At 59.3% G+C, this 21,552-nt stretch carries 17 protein-coding genes; 7 read left to right on the forward strand and 10 right to left on the reverse strand.

Annotated features, from left to right (window positions below; translation table 11 throughout):
* Nucleotides 1-103: 103 nt before the first annotated feature.
* The 3 genes from ACN0SY_RS15600 to ACN0SY_RS15610 all read left to right on the forward strand — a co-directional run bounded on the left by ACN0SY_RS15600 (nucleotide 104) and on the right by ACN0SY_RS15610 (nucleotide 2,425).
* Nucleotides 104-613: an MmcB family DNA repair protein gene (locus ACN0SY_RS15600; RefSeq protein ID WP_417688685.1), complete on the forward strand. Its 510-nt coding sequence runs from the start codon at nucleotides 104-106 to the stop codon at nucleotides 611-613.
* 67 nt (nucleotides 614-680) lie between these two features.
* Nucleotides 681-2,246, forward strand: coding sequence for an FAD-binding domain-containing protein (locus tag ACN0SY_RS15605; protein ID WP_417688687.1), 1,566 nt, complete (start codon nucleotides 681-683; stop codon nucleotides 2,244-2,246).
* Nucleotides 2,243-2,425, forward strand: a complete 183-nt coding sequence (locus tag ACN0SY_RS15610) for a DUF2256 domain-containing protein (protein WP_417688689.1) — start codon at nucleotides 2,243-2,245, stop codon at nucleotides 2,423-2,425. Before ACN0SY_RS15605 ends, ACN0SY_RS15610 begins: the two co-directional genes overlap by 4 nt.
* Here the strand turns inward: ACN0SY_RS15610 and ACN0SY_RS15615 are convergent.
* From ACN0SY_RS15615 to xylF, 8 genes are all read right to left on the reverse strand, one after another.
* Complete coding sequence (locus ACN0SY_RS15615; protein ID WP_417688691.1) at nucleotides 2,384-3,760, reverse strand: alpha,alpha-trehalose-phosphate synthase (UDP-forming); 1,377 nt, start codon at nucleotides 3,758-3,760, stop codon at nucleotides 2,384-2,386. The two genes, ACN0SY_RS15610 and ACN0SY_RS15615, sit on opposite strands and share 42 nt — an antisense overlap.
* Before the next feature lie 51 nt (nucleotides 3,761-3,811).
* On the reverse strand, nucleotides 3,812-5,620 hold the full coding sequence (locus ACN0SY_RS15620; RefSeq protein WP_417688693.1) for a glycoside hydrolase family 15 protein: 1,809 nt from the start codon (nucleotides 5,618-5,620) through the stop codon (nucleotides 3,812-3,814).
* A gap of 3 nt (nucleotides 5,621-5,623) precedes the next feature.
* Nucleotides 5,624-6,361 (reverse strand): trehalose-phosphatase, encoded by a 738-nt coding sequence (gene otsB / locus ACN0SY_RS15625; protein WP_417688695.1) that lies wholly within the window; start codon nucleotides 6,359-6,361, stop codon nucleotides 5,624-5,626.
* A gap of 126 nt (nucleotides 6,362-6,487) precedes the next feature.
* Complete coding sequence (gene xylA, locus ACN0SY_RS15630) at nucleotides 6,488-7,798, reverse strand: xylose isomerase (protein ID WP_417688697.1); 1,311 nt, start codon at nucleotides 7,796-7,798, stop codon at nucleotides 6,488-6,490.
* 10 nt (nucleotides 7,799-7,808) lie between these two features.
* Complete coding sequence (xylB, locus tag ACN0SY_RS15635) at nucleotides 7,809-9,260, reverse strand: xylulokinase (RefSeq protein ID WP_417688699.1); 1,452 nt, start codon at nucleotides 9,258-9,260, stop codon at nucleotides 7,809-7,811.
* 135 nt (nucleotides 9,261-9,395) lie between these two features.
* Complete coding sequence (locus ACN0SY_RS15640) at nucleotides 9,396-10,163, reverse strand: ATP-binding cassette domain-containing protein (protein ID WP_417688746.1); 768 nt, start codon at nucleotides 10,161-10,163, stop codon at nucleotides 9,396-9,398.
* Between the two features lie 25 nt (nucleotides 10,164-10,188).
* Entirely contained in the window at nucleotides 10,189-11,484 is a 1,296-nt protein-coding gene (locus ACN0SY_RS15645; RefSeq protein WP_417688701.1) for a sugar ABC transporter permease, read from the reverse strand.
* Between the two features lie 150 nt (nucleotides 11,485-11,634).
* Nucleotides 11,635-12,666: a D-xylose ABC transporter substrate-binding protein gene (gene xylF, locus ACN0SY_RS15650; RefSeq protein WP_417688703.1), complete on the reverse strand. Its 1,032-nt coding sequence runs from the start codon at nucleotides 12,664-12,666 to the stop codon at nucleotides 11,635-11,637.
* A 258-nt stretch (nucleotides 12,667-12,924) separates the two neighbouring features.
* On the opposite strand from xylF, the gene ACN0SY_RS15655 reads away from it, so the two are divergent.
* The 4 genes from ACN0SY_RS15655 (at nucleotide 12,925) to ACN0SY_RS15670 (ending at nucleotide 17,678) form a co-directional block, all read left to right on the forward strand.
* Nucleotides 12,925-14,163, forward strand: coding sequence for an ROK family protein (locus ACN0SY_RS15655; protein WP_417688705.1), 1,239 nt, complete (start codon nucleotides 12,925-12,927; stop codon nucleotides 14,161-14,163).
* Between the two features lie 8 nt (nucleotides 14,164-14,171).
* Entirely contained in the window at nucleotides 14,172-15,617 is a 1,446-nt protein-coding gene (locus tag ACN0SY_RS15660) for a hypothetical protein (RefSeq protein WP_417688707.1), read from the forward strand.
* Nucleotides 15,614-17,281 (forward strand): CRTAC1 family protein, encoded by a 1,668-nt coding sequence (locus ACN0SY_RS15665; RefSeq protein ID WP_417688709.1) that lies wholly within the window; start codon nucleotides 15,614-15,616, stop codon nucleotides 17,279-17,281. The genes ACN0SY_RS15660 and ACN0SY_RS15665 overlap by 4 nt, the downstream gene beginning before the upstream one ends.
* A 118-nt stretch (nucleotides 17,282-17,399) precedes the next feature.
* Nucleotides 17,400-17,678, forward strand: a complete 279-nt coding sequence (locus ACN0SY_RS15670) for a hypothetical protein (protein ID WP_417688710.1) — start codon at nucleotides 17,400-17,402, stop codon at nucleotides 17,676-17,678.
* A gap of 37 nt (nucleotides 17,679-17,715) precedes the next feature.
* Here ACN0SY_RS15670 and ACN0SY_RS15675 read toward each other — a convergent pair whose 3' ends face one another.
* Nucleotides 17,716-19,878, reverse strand: a complete 2,163-nt coding sequence (locus ACN0SY_RS15675) for an EAL domain-containing protein (RefSeq protein WP_417688712.1) — start codon at nucleotides 19,876-19,878, stop codon at nucleotides 17,716-17,718.
* A 261-nt stretch (nucleotides 19,879-20,139) separates the two neighbouring features.
* A complete protein-coding gene (locus ACN0SY_RS15680) occupies nucleotides 20,140-21,135 on the reverse strand; it encodes an ABC transporter substrate-binding protein (protein ID WP_417688714.1) in 996 nt (331 codons plus the stop codon).
* Nucleotides 21,136-21,552: the final 417 nt, after the last annotated feature.

Here is a 21,552-nt window from a genome sequence, read left to right on the forward strand (position 1 = left end):
CGCGTTAGATTTCGTGACTCGAATGTTTTGATTTCGAGCTAACTCGTTAAATTCCTCGGTCTGCTTCCTTGAAATTTCCGAACAAATGCGGAACTAATCGGGAATGAATTCGACACTAGGACGCTCAGAGAACAGAATTGCGCTGGATGACCCGTTAACGGACGGACGTCAGTCAGAAAATGCGCTCAAGGTCTGGCGCGGCGCTGCTCGACTGCTGCGATCCTTGGACTTTGCCTGTCTGTCAGAGGTGACGCTCGCTTCCGGTCGCCGGGCTGACCTGCTCGCCCTCGGCCCCAAGCACGAACTCTGGATCGTCGAAGTCAAATCGTCGCTCGCCGATTTTCGCGCCGACAACAAGTGGCCGGACTATCGGCAACACTGCGACCGGCTCTATTTTGCCACTCACCCGGATGTGCCGCTCGACATCTTCCCCGAAGATGCAGGTCTCATCGTGTCAGACGGTTACGGGGCAGAATTTCTTCGCGAAGCCCCGGAGCACAAGATCCCCGCCGCCACGCGGAAATCGGTCACCCTGCGCTTTGCCCGCCATGGCGCTCATCGCCTGCATGACCTCTCTGACCCGGATGGAAAACGGTTCTACCGAGGCCTTTGATGTAATCCGCATTGGCTGCCGGACGTAAACATTCAGGTGTTTTACGGTTCGGGACGCGGTGCCAGAAATGTTTGGCAACGGCAGCAAGCTACAAGTCGTGTGGTTCAAGAGGGACCTTAGAAGTTACGACCACGAAGCTCTCTTCAGAGCGGCGGAGCATGGCCCCGTCTTACCGCTTTTCATCGTTGAACCCGAGTTGTGGCAACAGCCGGACATGTCCGCCCGCCAGTATGCCTTCGTCCTCGAATCCATCGAAGAATTGCGCCATGCACTCGCGCGCCGCGGCCAACCGCTCGTCATCAGGACGGGAGGTGTCACCGAAATCCTTGCCACCTTGCATAACAGTTACGGCATAGCAGCTCTCTGGGCGCACGAGGAAACCGGCAACGCCTGGACGTTCGAGCGTGACATTGCCGTGGCTGCCTGGTGCAAGCAAAACGGCGTTCCCTTCCACGAATTCAGGCAAACCGGCGTGATACGCCGATTGCGCGACAGAAATGGCTGGGCCCGCCGCTGGGACGAGCAGATGGCCGGGTCGTTGTTCCCGGAACCCGTCCTTGCTCCCGTTGGCGATATCGATCCGGGTTGCATCCCAAGCGAACGCGACATCGGCCTGAAGCCGGATCCATGTCCAGGCCGGCAACCTGGCGGTCGTCGCGCGGGGCTTGCGTGTTTGGAAAGCTTTCTCACCAAGCGCGGTCTTACTTACAGGAGGGCAATGTCGTCGCCGCTAGAAGGTTTCGACGCCTGTTCCCGCATATCGCCGCATCTGGCATGGGGAACCCTGTCGATGAAGGAGGTAGCACAACGAACATGGAACGCCCAGCGCGACCTGAAGTCTGGTCTTGGCCCGGCGGGAGGACGCGGCTGGAGCGGTGCTCTCAGCTCCTTTTCCGGACGTTTGCACTGGCACTGCCATTTCATGCAAAAGCTGGAAGATCAGCCCGATCTGGAGTTCAAGGCCCTTCATCAAGAAACTGAAGACCTCAGGCCACGAGAAATCGACCCCGCCCGGTTCGCTGCCTGGGCGAATGGCGAGACCGGCCTGCCGTTCGTTGACGCCTGCATGCGGGCATTGCACGCGACCGGATGGATGAACTTTCGCATGCGTGCAATGCTGATGGCGGTCTCCAGCTACCAGCTGTGGCTGGACTGGCGGCGTCCCGGACAACATCTGGCCCGGCTTTTCACCGACTACGAGCCCGGAATTCACTGGCCTCAGGTGCAGATGCAATCGGGTACGACGGGCATAAATACGATCCGCATCTACAATCCCGTCAAGCAGGGGAAAGACCAGGATCCCGAGGGCAAGTTCATTCGCCGCTGGCTCCCGGAGCTCCGCGATCTGCCGGATTACGCACTTCACGAGCCATGGACTTCTGAGCAGGCTGCCGGTGTACTCGGCAAAAGCTATCCGTTTCCGATCGTTGACCATCTGAGCGCAGCGCGCGAGGCACGGGCCAAGGTTTGGGCCCTGCGCAAGGGGGATGGTTTCCATCAGACCGCGCGCGAGATCCAGGACAGGCATGGGAGCCGAAAGTCCGGCATTCCGATGCGCGGCAGAAAAACTGAAAAGAAGAAATCTGCCGGCCAACTCGATCTCTTCGCGGCAGCGGAGAACATGAAATCATGAGTGCGCATCGCAAGCCTCACCTTCCGGAAAAGATCTGCAAGGCCTGCGGTCGCCCATTTGCCTGGCGCAAAAAGTGGGCTCGTGACTGGGCCGCGGTTCTTTACTGCTCGCAACGTTGCAAGGGAGAAAGGAACCGGTCAGCGTGCAACGGTTCGGACATCCGACATGATCGCCCGTGACCATGCAACGGCATCGTTCCGGCACAGGCGGTCGAACATGATCTGCCAGCGGTCGCGCCTTTCTTCCAAGGGCATCGTGATGGCCGTCTGCAGGCCCGCTGCAACCTCCTCAGCCGAGTGAGGATTGACGATCACCGCTTCCTTCATGCCTTCGGCCGCGCCCGCAAACCGTGACAGCACGAGTACGCCCGGATCTTCAGCTCTTTGGGCGGCGATATATTCCTTGGCAACGAGGTTCATGCCATCCCTGAGTGGAGTCACCAGCCCGACGCGGCTGGCGCGATAGATCCCGGCCAGCGCCCTGCGTGGGAAAGACTTCGTAAGAAACCGGATTGGCGTCCAGTCGAGGTCGGCAAACCTGCCGTTGACGTGACCCGTCATCTCGTCCAGTTGACGGCGAATGTCGATATAGGCGTCGAGTTCAGCACGCGATGGAGGGGCCACCTGCATGAGCGACACGCGGCCCCGATTTTCCGGATAGTCCTCGAGCAAGCGCTCGAAGGCCCGGAACCGCTCTGGCAGGCCCTTTGAATAGTCGATCCGGTCGACGCCGATGATCTGCTGTCGGCCGCCGAGCAACTTCTCGAGGCGGCCCATGTTGCGCCTCGCGTCCGGCGACATGGCGAATTTTGAAAAGGCTTCCGCGTCAATGCCGATCGGGTAGGCACGGGCGATGACTTCGCCACCGCTGATCTGCAAACGGCCATCGCCCAGATCTGTTCCCTCAAGTTCCTCGACAACGAAACGTCGGAAATTGGCGGCATCCCGCTCGGTCTGGAATCCGATCAGGTCGTAGGCCAGCATCGCGCGCACCATCGAGCTGGCATTCGGAAGAGCCGCAAGGATTTCCGGCGCCGGGAACGGGATATGGAGGAAGAAGGCCATCGGGTTGCCGATGTCCATTGCCCTGAGGTTCGCACCGAAGGTCAGGAAGTGATAGTCATGCACCCAGACGATATCGTCGCTTTCCAGAAGCGGTGCTACCCGGGTGGCAAATCGCTCGTTCACATGACGATAGCCCTGCTCGAAACGCCGGTCGAAGACAGCGAGATCGAGCCGGTAATGCAGCACAGGCCAAAGCGTGCGGTTGGCGTAACCGGCGTAGAACTCATCGTAGTCCGCCTGGGTCATGTCCAGCTGCACCATCTGGACCTTACGCGTCGTTTGCGTCTTCAGCTGGCCGAAGGTGCCTTCCTCGGAGACGTCGCCCGACCAGCCGAACCAGATGCCCCCCGACTGCGAAAGAGCATCAACCAGAGCAACCGCCAACCCTCCGGCCCGTCCCGTATCTTTGAGTGGTCCCACACGATTCGATACGACGACGAGACGTCCCATATTGGCTTTCTCCTTGTTGCTCCGGTTGATGGTGATCGTTTGCGGTGGCGATTAGATGACTGTCTCCCATCCAGCGCTCAGACGCACCGCTCCATTGATGATGCCGACCATGGAATAGGTCTGCGGGAAGTTACCCCACAGTTCGCCTGTCGCAGGGGTCGTATCTTCCGACAGCAGCCCGACATGATTGCGGCAAGACAGCATCGTCTCGTAGATCTCCCGCGCTTCGTCCTTGCGACCAATGCGGGCAAGCGCGTCGATGTACCAGAAGGTGCAGATGTTGAAGGCATTCTCCGGCGCGCCGAAGTCATCCGCCGCATGATAGCGGAACAGGTGATTGCCCCGGCGCAGCGTCTCGCCAATCTTGTCGACTGTCGCGATGAAGCGCGGGTCCTTCGGCGGCAGGAAGCCGACCTCGGCCATGAGCAGAAGGCTGGCATCCAGATCGTTGCCCTCGAAGCTTTCTACAAAAGCGTTCTTGTTGGCGTTCCAGCCACGCTGGCAGATGACCGAGTGCACCTTTTCAGCGCGCTCGCGCCAGTACATTGCACGGTCGGAAAGTCCGAACTGATTGGCGATCTTGGCGAGGCGATCACACGCGGCCCAGCACATGAGGGAGGACGAAGTGTGGACACGCGCGCGGGTCCGCAATTCCCAGATGCCGGCGTCCGGCTGGTCATGCATGGCATAGGCACGTTCGCCGACCTGCTCCAGGCGCTTGAAGTCGTCCAGGCCCGGCTGATGCAGGAGACGCTTGTCGAAGAACGCCTGCGCGGCACCCAGGATGATCTGACCGTAGACGTCGTGCTGGAAGTGTTCGTAGGCCTGGTTGCCGACACGAACCGGGCCATTGCCGCGGTAGCCGGGCAGGTCGACGAATTGCTCGACCAGCTTGTCTTCCATGCCGATGCCGAAGAGCGGCTGGACGTGGCCGCCTTCGGTGACCGCCGCGATGTTGTTCAGGTAACGGAGATAGTTCTCCATCGTCTCCATCTCGGAGAGGGAGTTCAGCGCCCGGACCACGAAGAAGGCATCGCGGATCCAGCAGTAGCGGTAGTCCCAGTTGCGCTGGGTGCCGGCCGCCTCCGGGATCGAGGTCGTCGCGGCAGCGATGATCGCACCGGTTTCCTCGTAGGTGCAGAGCTTCAGCGTGATCGCCGCGCGGATGACCGCTTCCTGGTATTCAAGCGGCAGACCGAGACGCCGGGTCCAGTGCTTCCAGTAGGTTTCGGTATTTTCCTCGAAATCCCGGCACAGGCGATCAGGATGGTCGGTAAGGCTCTCGTCCGGACCGAGATAGAAGGACATCGGCCCGTCCAGCAGGAACGGTGTTTCATCCCGGACGTAAGTCACCGAACCGTTCGTGGTCAGGCGAAGGGTCATGCCATTGCCGACCCAGCGAATGTGGTTGGATCCGAAGGTCACGTCCGGAACGCGAGCACCCCACGCAAAGCGCGGGCGGCAGCGAACCCGTATGCGCGGATGACCAGAGATCGGGCGAACCCGGCGAACAATCGCGTTCGGCCGGAACATGCGTCCCTTGGTGGTAAAGCGCGGCGCAAAGTCCGTGATCTCGATGGCGTTGCCCTTGCCGTCGAAAATACGGGTCTTCACGATCGCGGTGTTCGGGACGTATTCCTGCTCGCTGCGCACAGCGCCGTCGAGGTCGATGTTGAAGGCGCCGTCGCCTTCCTCGCCGCGTGTACCCAGCAGCGAATGAAACACAGGATCGCCGTCAAACCGCGGCAGGCAGCACCAGACAAGCGAGCCCATCTTGTCGATGAGGCCGGCATACGAGCAATTGCCGATCATCGCCAGGTCGAGCGATGGCTCCAATTTCAGGGGTGGTGTCCACACCATTCGTCAGCTCTCCGAAACAAGCTCAAAAGCGGCCAGCCATTCGTTGACCGCCGCAACATTTTCCAACCGGTGACGGGCGCATGTGTCTCCCTCACCAACCTTTATTCCGATGCCGCCCAGTTCCTGAGCCGCCGCAATCCCATCCTCGTCGGTGACGTCATCGCCGACGAACACCGGGAGCCGCCCGGCGAAGGTTCCGTTCTTCATGAAAGTGCGGACCGCAAATCCCTTGTCACTGGTAAAAGGCTTGGCTTCGACCACCATCTTCCCGTGAACTAGATGCAGAGCCGGCAACGCCTTGACGGCTTCGCTCATGGTCGCAAGAACGTCCGCCTCCAATTCCGGGACGGAGCGATAGTGGACGGCAACGGCCGGGCCCTTGTCCTCGATGAACGCGCCCCGTTTGACGAGGTCTGATGTGTTCAGCAGGTTCTTGAGGGCCGCTATGTCGGGGCTCGGCTGGTCACGCTCTATCCCTGCATTCGGCACCAGCCGATGCTCAAGGCCGTGCAATCCGGCAGCGGGCAGGTGAAGCGGAGAAAGAAACCTGTCGATCTGCTCGATCGGCCTGCCGGACACGACAGCGACGGCGCCGGACAGCTGAGACTGCACGCGCCCGAGGGCCGAGATCATCTCCGGTGAAACGCGAACATCTTCAGGACGCGGTGCCAGTTCGGCCAGCGTTCCATCGAAATCAAGAAAGAGAGCCATGATCGGCTCGAGCTTCGGCAGGATCGTCATTACTCCTTCATAGGAGTAACCGCAGACGGATGAAAGATGCCAAAGTGAAAATTCTAACCGCTTTGGAACAAGAAAAAGCGCCAAATTGGCGCCCGTGTACCACCAATGGGTACACGGGCCGTTCTATCAGACGTAGCGGTTGACCACGTTCTCCAGATACTCCTGACGACCGGACTTCGGCTCAGGATTGATGTTCTGGCTCAGAACGCGCTGCTCGATGTCTGCAAGGGTGCCGGACGCCAGCATCTGCTGTGCCTCGGCGCTCTGCCAGCCCGCGTAGCGGTCGTTGATGAAGCCGGTGATGACGCCGTCCTCGAGCATACGTGCGGCCGCCTTCAGGCCACGGGCGCAGCAATCCATGCCGCCGATATGCGCGATCAGCAGGTCCTGCGGGTCAAGCGACTGGCGGCGCAGCTTGGCGTCGAAGTTGGTGCCGCCGGTGGTAAACCCGCCGCCCTTGAGGATCTCGTAGTAGGCCAGCGCCATTTCCGGAACGTTGTTCGGGAACTGATCCGTATCCCAACCGGACTGGTAGTCGTTGCGGTTCATGTCGATCGAACCGAAGATGCCCAGCGCATTGGCCGTTGCAAGTTCATGCTCGAAGGAATGGCCCGCCAGGATCGCGTGACCCTGTTCGATGTTGACCTTGACCTCGTTCTCGAGGCCGTGACGCTTCAGGAAGCCATATACCGTGGCGACATCGTAGTCGTACTGGTGCTTGGTCGGCTCCTGCGGCTTCGGCTCGATCAGGATCGTGCCCTTGAAGCCGATCTTGTGCTTATAGTCGACCACCATGTTCAGGAAGCGGCCAAGCTGCTGGTCTTCCTGCTTCAGATCGGTGTTCAGAAGCGTTTCGTAGCCTTCGCGGCCACCCCAGAGGACGTAGTTCTCGCCACCGAGCTTGTGGGTCGCATCGATACAGGTCTTCACCGTTGCCGCCGAGTAGGCGAAGACATCCGGGTCGGGGTTCGTTGCAGCACCAGCCATGAAGCGGCGGTTGGAGAAAAGGTTCGCGGTGCCCCAGAGAAGCTTGAGGCCGGTCGCAGCCTGCTTCTCGGCAAAGTAGTCGACGATTTCGTTCAGGTTCTTGGTGTTTTCGGCGAAGGTCGAACCTTCAGGCCGCACATCCGCATCGTGGAAGCAGTAGTAGGGAACGCCGAGAGCGGTAAACATTTCGAAGGCCACGTCGGCCTTCAGCTTGGACAGCTGCATGCTGTCTGCCGGGAACCACGGACGCTCGAAGGTCTGGCCGCCGAACGGGTCACCGCCCGGCCACGCGAAGTTGTGCCAGTAGCAGATGGCGAAACGCATGTGGTCTTCCATGCGCTTGCCCATGACGACTTCGTTCGGGTCATAGAAACGGAAGGCGAGCGGATTGGTGCTGTCCGGTCCCTCGAAGGGGATTGTGGTTACGTCGCCGAAAAATCCGGTGGTCATGGATATCTCCTTAGAAACCGGCCTGCTTCAGGGCCGGGTAAAGTGTACGCCAGCGGCCATAAGCGTCCGCATAGGCTTGTTTCAGATCAGATCGTGGTTGGATGCTGGTGCGCATGGGAGGAGCACCAAAGATTCCATCGGTCGAGCCTTGGGCTGCGGCCTGACCGAGGCGCGCCGCGCCAAGCGAAGCCCCAAAGTCACCGTCTGCCGGAACGTCAACAACAACGTCCAGAAGGCTGGCAATGATCTCCAGCCAAACTGTAGACCGCGAGCCTCCGCCGACAGCCGTCACCCGCTCCACTTTGGTGCCCGCAACTGCAAGGGCCTCCATGCAGTCCTTCAGAGCGAACGCAACGCCATCCAGGACAGCATGCGTCAGGGTCTTGTCGTCGGTTTCATGCGAAATGCCGTAGAAGCCGGCACGGATGGCCACGTCGTTGTGCGGGGTTCGCTCACCACCCAGATACGGCATGAACAGGACATCGGACGCAGAGCCTACAGAACCAAGTCCATCAGTCAGATCCGACGCCTTGCGGCCGAGCGTCTGCGCCAGCCAGTTCAGACTGTCGGTTGCGGAGAGGATCACGCCCATCTGGTGCCAGGTGTCCGGAACCGCATGACAGAAGGCATGAACGGCACTTTCGACATTCGGCGAGAAGCGGTCGTTGGTGACGAAGAGCACGCCGGAGGTCCCGAGCGATACGAATGCCGAGCCAGGCGTTGTCGCCCCTACACCGCATGCGGACGCGGCATTGTCGCCACCGCCCCCGGCCACGACCGGTGCCGACGTCATGCCCCAGCGCTGGCAAAGTTCTGCGCGAAGCTGGCCGGAGCTTTCAGACCCCTCCACCAAACGCGGCATGTGGTCCCGGGTTAGGCCGGTTGCAGCCAGAAGCTCTTCGGACCAGTCACGTTTGGCGACATCCAGCCAGAGCGTCCCCGCGCTGTCGGACATGTCCCCGGCGTGTTCCCCGGTCAACTTCAGGCGAACATATTCTTTCGGCAGGAGCACCTTTGCCGTCTTCGCGAAGACGTCCGGCTCGTTTTCGCGAACCCATTGCAGCTTCGGTGCGGTGAAGCCCGGCATGACCCGATTGCCGCCCAGCGACAGGAATTTCGGCTCGGAAACCTCCAGTTCCGCGCACTGCTTCGCAGAGCGGCCATCGTTCCAGAGGATGCAGGGACGCAGCGGCCGGTCGTCTGCGCCAAGGAGGGTCGCGCCATGCATGTGCCCGGAGAGGCCGATGCCCTTGACCGCCGCCATCGCTACGGGAACCTCCGCCGCCAGCCGATCCATGGCCGCCTCGCAGGCGGTCCACCAGCTGTCCGGGTCCTGCTCAGACCACGAGGGATGTGGCCGTTGGACCGTCAGCGGTTCAGAAGCAGAACCGACAAGGTTTTGGTTTTCGTCGAGCAGGATCGCCTTGACCGAGCTTGTCCCGATGTCGAGACCGATAAACATGAGGTACGCCCCTCAAACTAGTCCGAGAAAAAAGTGCCGACAGTCAATCCCGTCGGCACTCGTCGTTTTTTCAACTCCTGTCCGGCCAAGTCAAGCTGCAGTGCCGCAAGACACCTGGTCGAACCGGGAAAGCCCTCAGCCGCTGAACGTGTCGTCGTTCAGCGCGCCCGGACCAGGGATCGCCCCTGCAGGGCACTTGCCCAGGATGATCATGCCGAGGACGTCGTCGTCGGTAACGTCGGTGGTCTTGGCCGTTCCGACCAGCTGACCGTTCTTCATGACGGCGACGCGATCGCAAAGCTTGAAGACATCATGGATGTCATGACTGATCAGGAAGATGCCAAGGCCCTGGGCCTTCAGCTCCTGGATCAGTTCCGACACCATCTGCGTCTCATGCGGGCCGAGCGCTGCGGTCGGCTCATCCATGATCAGGATCCGGGCATTGAAGTAGACTGCTCGGGCAATCGCCACGGACTGGCGCTGACCACCGGACAGTGCCTTGACCGGCGCATTGAACTTTTTGAAGTTCGGGTTCAGCCGACCCATGATCTTGCGGGTTTCCGCTTCCATGGCATCGTCATCGACAAAACCGAAGGCATTCGTCAGTTCACGGCCAAGGAAAAGGTTCGACGCAGCATCGAGGTTATCGGCGAGCGCCAGTGTCTGGTAGATGGTTTCGATGTTCTGGGCACGCGCATCGCGCGGGCTGGTAATCGTTACCTTCTTGCCATCGATCAGGATGTCGCCGCTGTCTGCCTTGTAGGCACCTGACAGCACCTTGATCAGCGTGGACTTGCCCGCGCCGTTGTGGCCCAGAAGCCCGACGACCTCGCCGGGGTGAAGATCAACTGAGACGTGGTCGACAGCATGCACGCCACCGAAGGCAATGCAGATGTCTTTCATTTCGACCAGGGGAGTTGCCATCGGATCAGTCTCCCGTGCGCTTGCGATAGATGATGTCAACGAACACGGCGAACACCAGGACGATGCCCACGACAATGTTCTGGAGCGGCGCATCGACGCCAACCATGGCCATACCGGACTGCAGGGACTGCATGATCAGGGCGCCAAGGATTGCGCCGTAAATCGTGCCGACGCCGCCGGCAAGCGCAGTGCCGCCAATGACCGCTGCTGCGATGACGCGCAGTTCATCCAGCGTGCCGATGTCATTCGTGGAAAAGCCGAGACGAGCCGCTGCAACCGCACCGGCGAGCGCACACAGACCACCCATCAGCGCAAAGACCTTCACGGTCAGAAAGCGCGTGTTGATGCCCGACAGTTCCGCCGCGTCCGGGTTGCCGCCGGTTGCGAAGATATAGCGGCCAAGGCGCGTACGCTGTGCCACGACGGTCATTGCAACAGCCACCGCGATGAGCAGCAGAACCGAGTAGGGAATGCCGTAGCCCATCGTCAGACCGTCAGGCAGGGTCTCGCCATTTGCCTCAAAAACCCGGCGCAAACGCGCCGTCGGAATGTCGTAGGCATTGAGGACCGCGACGAAGCCGAGAATCAGCGCGGCGATCAGACCGGAGATGGTAAGCTCCGCCCATACCGGCTTGATCGGGAAGCCGTGGGTTTCCTTGCGCTTGCGGGAAGCGAACTGAAGCGCAAGCGCAGCAGCAACCGCTACAACTCCGAAGATCCACGAACCGGTCTCGCCCAGCGTTCCCCCGATGCCACCAATCATGGTGAAGGTCTCATCGAGCGGGCCGATCGTCTGACCATCGGTGATGAACCATGCGGCGTTGCGCCAGACAAGCAGACCACCAAGAGTGACGATGAAGGCAGGGATTCCGAGGTAGCCGACCATCCAGCCCTGGAATGCCCCGATCATGACACCGACGATGATCCCGATCACGATGGAAACGATCCAAAGCAGCGGGTGCCCCAGACCAAGTCCGAGCGTGTTGGGCAGGAAATCCGTCTGTGCAACGGCCATTACCGCCGCCACGGTTGCCAGAAGCGAACCGACGGAGAGGTCGATATGACGCGTCACGATGATAAAGACCATCCCGGTCGCCATGATGGCAACGGAGACTGTCTGGATCGTCAGGTTGAAGATGTTGCGCGGCGTCAGAAACCGGCCATCGGTGACCACGTTGAAAACAAGACACAGCACGACAAAGGCACCAATCATGCCCAATAGGCGTGTGTCCAGCTGCAAGGCGGCAAAGAAATTACGTGCTGTCGGGGCTTTCGACCCGGACAGGGCGTCATCGGACATCGGGAAACTCCTGCTTGGAGGCCAGTCGCACGCGCGGTGGTCCGGATCATACTCGCCGGACGGCGGTCCTGTCCAAGCACTTCTCAGTATTCAGGGCCGGCCATGGGTTACCCCGGCATGTCTGCCGGGGTAACGAGTGCGTGCCGTATCTTAGTTACAGGGAGCCGGGCCGTTCGAAACGCCCTGGCAAAGCGCGTCCTTCGTGATCCAGCCTGCGTCAACAACAGCGGTCAGGTTGTCCTTGGTGACCGGAACCGGAGCAAGGAAACGAGCGGTCAGCTCGGTGCCTGCCGGAGAGGTCCAGGCGCCAGCGCCTGCGACCGCAGACATTTCGGTGCCCTTGGCGAGCTCGACAGCGATCTCACCGGCAGCCTTGCCGAGTTCACGTGCGTCCTTCCAGACGGAAACGGTCTGGGTGCCCTTGGCAACGCGGTTCAGAGCAGCGTGGTCGCCGTCCTGACCGGAGACCGGGATGCCATCCATGCCCTGAGCCGTCAGTGCAGCAACAGCGCCACCTGCGGTGCCGTCGTTGGACGCGACAACGGCGTCAACCTTGTTGTCGTTTGCGGTCAGGATCTGTTCCATGTTGCGCTGTGCGTTCGCCGGCAGCCAGCCATCGGTGTAGGCTTCGCCAACGATCTTGATGTCGCCTGCATCGATAGCAGCCTGCAGGACTTCCTGCTGACCACCGCGCAGGAAGTCTGCGTTCGGGTCGGTCGGGGAGCCCTTGATCATGACGTAGTTGCCCTTCGGGGCAGCAGCCAGAACTTCACGAGCCTGCATGCGGCCGACTTCGACGTTGTCGAAGGTCAGGTAGAATGCGCGCGCGTCTTCGATCAGACGGTCGTAACCGACAACCGGGATGCCTTCGTCAGCAGCAGCCTGAACAGCCGGGCCGATTGCCTGGGCATCCTGAGCGAGGATGATCAGAGCGTTTGCGCCCTGTGCGATCAGCGCTTCAATGTCGGAAAGCTGCTTTGCAGAGGAGCTCTGCGCGTCAGCGGAAATGTAGCTGGCACCGGCAGCTTCGAGAGCGCCCTTGATGGCTGCTTCGTCGGTTTTCCAGCGCTCTTCCTGGAAGTTGGACCAGCTGACGCCAACGACAATGTCAGCGGCATGAGCGAGATTGATGGCAGTGGCGGACATCAGGGCGCCAGCCAGGACTGAAGCGATCTTACGCATGTTTGTTTCCTCCTGCAGGCGTGCATCCGTTTCCGGATCGCACACCAAACTTGATCCCACGGGGCACTCGTACCCCGACGCAGACACCATTATCATTATTTTTTTTGATGTCCGAAAAAAAGTTGCTCCAAAGCGCGGCTCCTGTCAACATGGTTTTGCAAAACTGTCATCTGCGAACCCAAAAACGGCAGAGACCCAACGAAACAACCCGGAAAACCGGGTGGTCGAGGAAACACCTTTGAGGAAGCTGCGGAGAGGATGACAAGGAAAGCGGATCGAGATCAGATACGGCGCCAGAACCGGAGCATCATCCTGCAGACGCTTCGTCGCGGCGGCCCGATGGCCCGTATCGACCTGGGCCAGATCACCAAACTCAGCCCGGCGACCGTCACTGCGATCACCTCGGACCTGCTCGACCAGGGCCTAATCGAGGGCTTCGACAGCGACGAGCCGAAAGCACCGCAATCACGAGGAAGGCCCCGCTCGCTTCTGAGGATCAATCCGGACGCTGCCTGTGTGATTGGCATACGCATATCCGTGAACACCATCGACATGTCGATGGCGAATTTCGCCGGTGAAACCTTCCTGACCAAGCGCTACGGTTTCGACAGTGCCACAGCGGAAAAAGACGATTTCCCACCGCTGCTCATCGAGGCAATCCGGAACTTCACCGAACAATCCGGTACCGACATTTCACATGTGCGGGAGATCGGTGTCGCGGCACAAGGCGTCGTTGAAACGGGCAGCGGACTGGTCGTCTGGAGCCCCGCCTTCAAAGGCAGGAAAATCCCGATCGTCGAGCCGCTGCAATCGGCCTTCGACGTGCATTGCATCCTGTCGAACGACACAAACATGATCACCGAAGCCCTGCACTGGTCGGAGCCAGGCAAATACAGCGGAACTTTCGCCGTGGTGATGCTCGATTACGGTGTCGGCATGGGGCTTTATCTGGACAATCATCTCTTTGCGGGAGCGAGCGGTACAGCCGCCGAGTTCGGCCACGCAAACCACATTCCGGGCGGTGCTCTTTGCAGGTGCGGAAAACGAGGCTGCATTGAGGCCTATCTGTCGGATTATGCTCTCGTTCGGTCCGCCAGGCACATGCCCGAGGATACGAATCCGCAGGACATTGAAGCTGGCGTCGAAGGCCTGGAGGCATTGATCGGGAAAGCCAAGGCCGGTGACGAGGATGCCCTGAAGGCCTTTGCCAAGGCCGGGCGGGTTCTCGGCTACGGCCTTGCCAGGTTGCTGGCGATCATCGACCCGCGGCGGATCGTTCTGACCGGCGCCGGCATGCGGGCGTACGAGTACATGGAAGCGGGAATGAATGCCGGACTGGAGGAGGCCCTGGTTGCCGACCTCAGGCAGAATTTCGTCATCGACGTCATGCCGTGGAACGAGGACTATATCCGGCGCGGCTTGATCGCAAAGGCGATGGAGCGCCTGGACCGTGAATACACCGGCGTCCAACAAAGGACCTCCGAAAAGGTTGCATGATGGCTGAAATGAACCGGGCACGATTTCTGCGCATCCTCCTATGTACCGGCGCTGTCTCGCTGTTTCTGGCGCCGGCTTCTGTGACCGCAGCAGGTCAGGCGTCTGCTTCCAAGCCATGGGATGAGCACGTCCTCACACGAGATTTCGAGTTTTCCGATCTGGCGAAAGCGGACAAGGAGACAATCGATGAACTGATCGCTTTCGGACAGCGGCTTTTCGAAGGCAAGTTCACACGTGCGGACGGCGTCGGCCGGCCCGAAGCCACACAGGCGATCGTTCCTACCAAGCGCCGCAGGCCTGTTCCCCAGATGTTCCAGCGCCTCCCGGGTCTGGACGCGAATGCCTGTGCCTCCTGCCATAACGAGCCGGTAATAGGCGGCGCCGGCTCCTTTACGGCGAATGTATTCGTCTCGGAAGGTTTCGAGAGCGCAGATTTCGACACCACCGACCCGCAGTTTTCCAATGAACGCGGCACGAATGCATTGCAGGGTGCCGGCCTGATCGAATTGCTTGCCCGGGAGATGACGGCGGACCTCAGAGCCCAGCGAGCCGAAGCCGCTGCAAAGGCAAGGGCAACCGGCTCGGAGGTCTCCGCCGCGCTTGAGACCAAGGGCGTGTCATTCGGGACAATAACGGTGAAGCCCGACGGTACCATCGACGTTTCACAGCTAGAGGGCATTGACTACGACCTGACCCTGCGCCCCTTCGGCCAGAAGGGCGTTTTTGCCTCCCTCCGACAGTTCTCCGTCAACGCTCTCAATCATCACCATGGCATTCAAGCCGTCGAGCGCTTCGGCTCTCAGTGGACGGGAAGCAACGATTTCGATGGGGACGAGCATCCGGACGAGCTTTCTCCGGGCCAGGTTTCCGCCATTGTCGCATGGCAAGCCACTCTTCCTGCACCGACGCGCAAGACCGCGTTGCCCGACGTCTGGGCCGAAGCCGCAGCCATTGGCGAAGCCACCTTCACAGAGATCGGCTGCGCGGCATGTCACAAGCCGGCTCTTCCGCTTGAAAGCCTCGTCTTTCAAGACCCCAATCCCTTTGAAAATGCCGGAACGCTGCGTCCGTCAGACGTCGAAGCGCCCATTCGCATTGACCTTGGCACTCTCGAATGGGTCAAGACGTTGCCGAAGGATGAAGAGGGGCGGACCCTGGTGCCGCTGTTTGGTGACCTGAAGCGTCATCGGATCGCAGATGCGGCCCGCGAGACCTTGGGCAACGAATTGCTCGGCCAGCGCTTCGTGGCGCGAGACGTCTTCATAACTGCGGAGCTATGGGGCATAGGCAGCACAGCCCCCTACGGTCATAGAGGCGATATCACCGATCTTGGCGACATCATCGAGGCCCATGGCGGCGAGGCAACCGACGCTCGCAAGGCTTATTCGGCTCTTCCGGATGAGGACAAAGAGAATGTGATCGCGTTCTTGCGCAGCCTGGAGATCGCTGAATGAAAGCCCTTTTCGCATCGGCTTGCGCAGCCGCGGTTCTTGCCGTCTCTGGCGGCTTTATTGCGTCAGCTCAGGAGGCCGCCGCGCCCAAGAGATCACTGGCCCCGATCCCTCGGTTCTCCGAAGAGGCTAAGGCGGCCGGTATCGACCACAGCTACGTCGGCCCATGGGAGTATTTCGTAGGCGGGGGCGTTGCGATCTTCGACTGCGACAGCGACCGGAGGCCGGATCTTTTCATTGCGGGCGGCAAGGCTCCGGCGGCACTCTATCGCAATGCAAGCAGGACCGGCGGGCAGCTTTCCTTCGAAAAACGCGACATCGGAATCGGTGAGCGGTATGAGGACAAGATCCTCGGCGCCTATCCGATCGATTTCGACAATGACGGCAAGATGGACCTCGCCGTCCTTCGCCTTGGCGAGAATCTTATCCTAAGGGGTTTGGGTGAATGTCGCTTCGAAGTCGCCAACCGCGCCGTCGGCTTCGATGGCGGGCGTGAATGGACGACGGCATTCTCCGCAATCTGGGAGAACGGAGCGGAGTATCCCACCATGGCGTTCGGCAACTATGTCGACCGCTCGGCCCCCGGTTCTCCATGGGGCACGTGTCACGACAACTTTCTGTTCCGGCCTCAGGCTGGCGACCGGCCCCGCTATTCGGAAGCGCAAAGACTGTCGCCGGGATACTGTACGCTGTCGATCCTCTTCACCGACTGGAACAAATCTGGCGAACCGGCGCTGCGTGTCTCAAACGACCGGCACTATTATCGCGGCGGCGAAGAGCAACTCTGGGCCTTGCCGGCCGGTCGTCCTCCGCGCCCCTATCGCCGTTCGGATGGCTGGCGTCATCTGAAGATCTGGGGCATGGGGATCGCCTCCATCGATCTCAATGTTGATGGCTTCCCCGAATTCGCGCTGACCAGCATGGGCGACACGAAGCTCCAGATGCTGGACGACGAGGCCGATGAAACACTGCCGATCTATCGCGATATGGCCTTCGATATGGGCGTAACGGCGCACCGTCCCTACACTGGCACGGATCTGAGGCCTTCGACGGGTTGGCATTCCGAATTTCAGGACGTCAACAACGACACGCTCTGGGATCTTTTCATCGCCAAGGGCAACGTCGAATCCATGCCCGACTTTGCCGCCTTCGATCCCGATAACCTGCTTCTTGGACAATGGGACGAGAAATTCGTTGAAGTAGGGGGTGATGCAGGCATTGCCCTCGACAGGCGCGGCAGGGGCGCAGGACTGGCCGACCTTAACATGGACGGACTGCTGGACATGGTTGTGGTCAATCGGTCCGGTCCGGTCAGCCTGTTCCGCAATGTCGGAGCCGGGACAGCGGACGAGACGCGCCCCTTGGGCAACTGGCTCGCCGTTGAAGTCAAGCAGCCCAAAACTTCGAACCCGAATGCCGTCGGCGCAAAGGTAAGCGTGAAGATCGGCAACCGAACCATCGTCAGGGATATCCAGATCGGCGGTGGGCATGCATCGGGGCAATCAGGCTTTCTGCATTTCGGGCTTGGAGTATCGGAGCGCGCCCAATTGCGTATCAGATGGCCCGATGGCGATTGGAGCCACAGTTACCGTGTGTTCGCCAATACTCATGTCCTGATCGAGCGGGACGCTGAACAGGCGAGGTTGTGGCTACCGCCAGCAAACTAGTAAATTGTAATTTTTTCGTATGCATGCTATAAGTGTTGACGTTGCAGCTGGGGTGCATGTTAGATTGTGTTAACCATGACCGGGCATGACGGTCTTGGGCGATCGAGGTGCAACCGGGATGTTGGTTTTTCTGATACTTTTGCTGCTTGTTTACGGCCTGATCGCGCTGGCGTTCTTTATTTTGTCGGCCACCGAGCTTCTGGAAACTGACCGTAGCAGCCCCCTTCGCCTCGCCATTGCCGCCATGACTGCGATCGTCTGGCCCGTGACGGTTGTCATCATGACCGCGGTGGTTTCACTGATGAGATTCTTGATGGCGGGCCGCATGCCGGGCGGTGAATTCGACGCGGGTCAACCACACACTTCCAATATAACCGTTCTCAAGCGATTTCCATAAAAAGACTGCGCAATACGAGCCGTCTCGCGGCTGTTGACTAGGCCGATAGCAGGATCTTTCGCTCGCCATCGTCAACCGGGGCCGGCTTTCCGAAATAGTAGCCCTGAAGATAGTCACATTGCGCGCACTTGAGAAACCGCTTCTGTGCTTCCGTCTCGACACCTTCGGCTACGACTGTCATCCCCATGACCTTGGCAAGGCCAATCATAGTTCGAATGATCGTTCCGGCGTCCACGTCCGTTTCGATCCGGGCAACGAAGCTCCTGTCGATCTTTAGCTTCTGAAACTTGTACTCGTGCAAGTAGCTCAAGCTCGAGAAACCGGTGCCGAAATCATCGATCGCAATTGCAATACCGAGACTCGCGAGACGCGCAAATACGGTCCGTATATCCCCCGAACGGTCCATCATTACCGATTCAGTGATTTCCAGGACCAGACGTTGGGGCGATAGGCCATGCTCGTCGAGAAGGGCCACTACATGCTCGACAAAGCCCTCTTCCAGAAGCTGGCTTGCACAAACGTTTACGGCGACACCGGTGTCAGGCCACTGTGCAGCGTCCTTGATCGCGCGCTCCAGCATCCAGCTCCCTATCGCGTTGATTGAGCCATCCTCTTCGGCCACGGGCAAGAATGCACCCGGCGCAAGGAGGCCTCGCTCAGGGTGCTGCCAGCGAACAAGGGCTTCAGCGAATGCAACCTTTCCCGAATTGGTCTCAATGATTGGCTGATAGAAGGCGACAAGCTCATCGCGGTCGAGCGCACGTTTCAATCCGTCTCGAATGCGCCGCTTTTCATGCAAGACTTCGTCCATCGCCACATCGTATAGGCGGAAGTTGCCTCGACCGTCCTCCTTGCATCGCTGCAGGGCAATGTCGGCGCACCTGACAAGTGCTTTCAGGTTGTCGCCATGCTCAGGCCACAGCGAGACGCCGACACTGCTGGATGCATCAAGACAAAGGTCATCGATCATGACCTTCCGGTTGATGTTGCTACACAAGCGATCGACGTCCTCAAGCAAGGCCTCCCGGCTAGCTCGCCCCGGCATCATGAGCAGGAACTCGTCGCCGCCAATTCGGCCAAGCAGATCCTGTTCTGAACAATTGGCCTGAAGCCGCTCGACGACTGAAATCAAAAGGCGATCACCGATTACATGCCCATAGGCATCATTGGTCTGCTTCAAGTAGTCCAGATCCAGGTACAGGATTGCCGAATGCAGCCCCTTGTTTTCATGATCCGCAAGAGCTCTTTCCGCATCCTCATAAAAAAGGTCACGACGTGAAAGCCCGGTCAACGGATCCCGGCGCGATGCCAGAATGGCCTCCTGTTCGCGCCTCTTCAATTCCAGCGCAGCCGAATAGTTCTGCCAAAGAGCGTAGAATGTGAGGACAAGGACAACCAGCAAGGCTCCGCTAATCAGAGGCGCCCAGGACATCACGACACGGGAAGCCTCAGCGGTGGGTTTCCAGACGAGATTGCCTAGCACGCGGCCGTTTGACTCGGTGATCGGCACGCCGACCATGCCTTTCGGGATTTCCTTTCGAATGAAAATCTCATCGAGCGCCATCGACTCCAGCAGTTTCTGAAGGTGGAACTCGTCGAGCACCTGGACGGCGACAAGAACATATGGCGAGACCGCCTTAACAGAAATTCCCCCCACATCCGGGACGATTGCATAGGCTGCGACGAGGCCCAGCTGGCCATCGCCCAGATCGGCTGAAGTGATCCCGGAGACACCGGCCAAACTGCCGCTAAAGCTGGCAGTGCCACCCTGGTCATACTCAATCCCGAGGAGGTAATTGCCGCGAATCTTTCCAACTAACGCAGCGACATCACCCTTTATCAGGTGCCCGAGTCTTCCCGAGGTATGAACACGACCGTTGTTGATTTCGTAAACCGGACTGCCATCCCGGTCGAGAAGCACGACAAGGTCATGATTGTAGTCGGTGGCCATGTCGACGCCGAAACGTTGGCGTACCCAATCCAGCGAGTACCGAATGTCGATATTCTCATAAGCTGCATTTGAGACTGCAAAGCGCTCTATCTCGCGAAGTATTTCTTCTTTCGAATTCTCGAAGACACGACTGACAGAGCGAATTTCCCGGCGTTCTGCACGTTGCTCCACGCTTTCGATGGTTGATAGGACGAAAATCAGAACCGCAACGATCGCGGTCACCATCCCAGCACCGACAAGGCCAAACACGAGTTGTCGCCCCGCAGTTACGGATGATCTGGAACGTAGCTTCGCCGAGTCGCGCCGTTTCCCCGCCGCCGAGGACATTGGTTCAGACTCATCCACCATGCGCGACACTCATTTGATACCTCACCTGCACAAGAAGCTAGGTGCAAACACTTAAGAATTCATATCGCCATTTCTCCACATAGTCCGGCATGGGTTTGCCTTTAAAGCAGAAGGGCGCCAATATTGGCGCCCTTCGTCAATTCTTATTCGCGTCAAACTTAATCAAAGCTTGTCGGTAACTACGGTTGTTGTTGCACCCTGGGGTTCCGTCGTTATGACAGGGTCAGAGCCGCCGGAAAGAAGCGACTTTACCGTGCGCTCATATGCGGCCGTGTCCAGCTTGCCGTCGGAACCGTCTACGAGCTTGATGATTTCACCAACCATGCGAACCTGGTGCTTTTCAGTCTGTGCACCGGTCGCGTCATTTTCCAGGACGATCTCTGCTGCCTCCTCCGGGTTTTCAGCGGCATATGCCCAACCTTTCATCGAGGCGCGAACGAAGCGAGCGTATTTGTCGACCATGGCATCGTCCTTGAGAGTTTCCTCGAGGACATAAAGGCCGTCTTCAAGCGTCGCTACTCCCTGGTCTTCGTATTTGAAAACAATCAGGTCGTCTGCGGAAAGCCCGGCGTCAATGACCTGCCAATACTCGTTGTAGGTCATGGTTGAAATGCAATCGGCTTGTTTTTGCAGCAACGGATCGACATTGAACCCCTGCTTGAGGACGGTAACACCCTCTTCTCCCCCATCTGTCGCGATGCCAAGCTGGCTCATCCAGGACAGGAAAGGATATTCATTTCCGAAGAACCAGACGCCGAGCGTCTTGCCCTTGAAATCATCCGGCGAGGTAATGCCGGTGTCCTTTCGGCAGGTAAGCATCATGCCGGATTTTTTGAACGGCTGAGCAATGTTGACCAGCGGCACACCCTTTTCACGCGAAGCAAGTGCCGAGGGCATCCAGTCGATGATGACATCAGCTCCGCCACCCGCGATTACCTGCGGCGGAGCGATGTCCGGGCCACCTGGCTTGATCGTGACGTCGAGGCCTTCTTCATCATAGAAGCCCTTGTCCTTTGCCACATAGTAGCCGGCAAACTGACCCTGCGTTACCCATTTGAGCTGCAGTGTCAGTGCATCCGCTGCATTTGCAGCCCCTGTAGCCAGCCCAGCTGCAAAGACGCCCGTCAGTGCGATTGCCTTGAAAACCTTCGAAGCCATTCCCCTACTCCTCATTCGGCCCACTGGGTGCGGGCCGCTTATTTCTGACGCGGTGCCTACCCATCTCCGGGAAAGGAAATGACCGTCACCACCTTGGACCAAGATCCAGTGATCACGGCAGCGGGGCATTCTGAGTGTGCCCCCAAGCTGCCTGACCATTTGGTCAAGAAATCGTAAGGAAGTGCCAACCTGATGGTCAAGATGAATCTTTATGCATCTCCGCAACGCGCCCTTCCAGATGTCCTTGGGAGTGCAAAAATGACCACGACTTCAGCGGATCATAATGTTTGCTCATGTATGCACCGCGTACTGTCCTCGCGATTTGGGAACGTCGGTTTTGCATTTTGTTTCGTTGTCGGTCTTTCGGGGCGCCGCGCTACGATCGTAGGTTAAGATGAAGACTTCGCCTGCGATAGG

The sequence above is a fragment of the Roseibium sp. genome (assembly GCF_048261595.1).
Taxonomy (GTDB): Bacteria; Pseudomonadota; Alphaproteobacteria; order Rhizobiales; family Stappiaceae; genus Roseibium.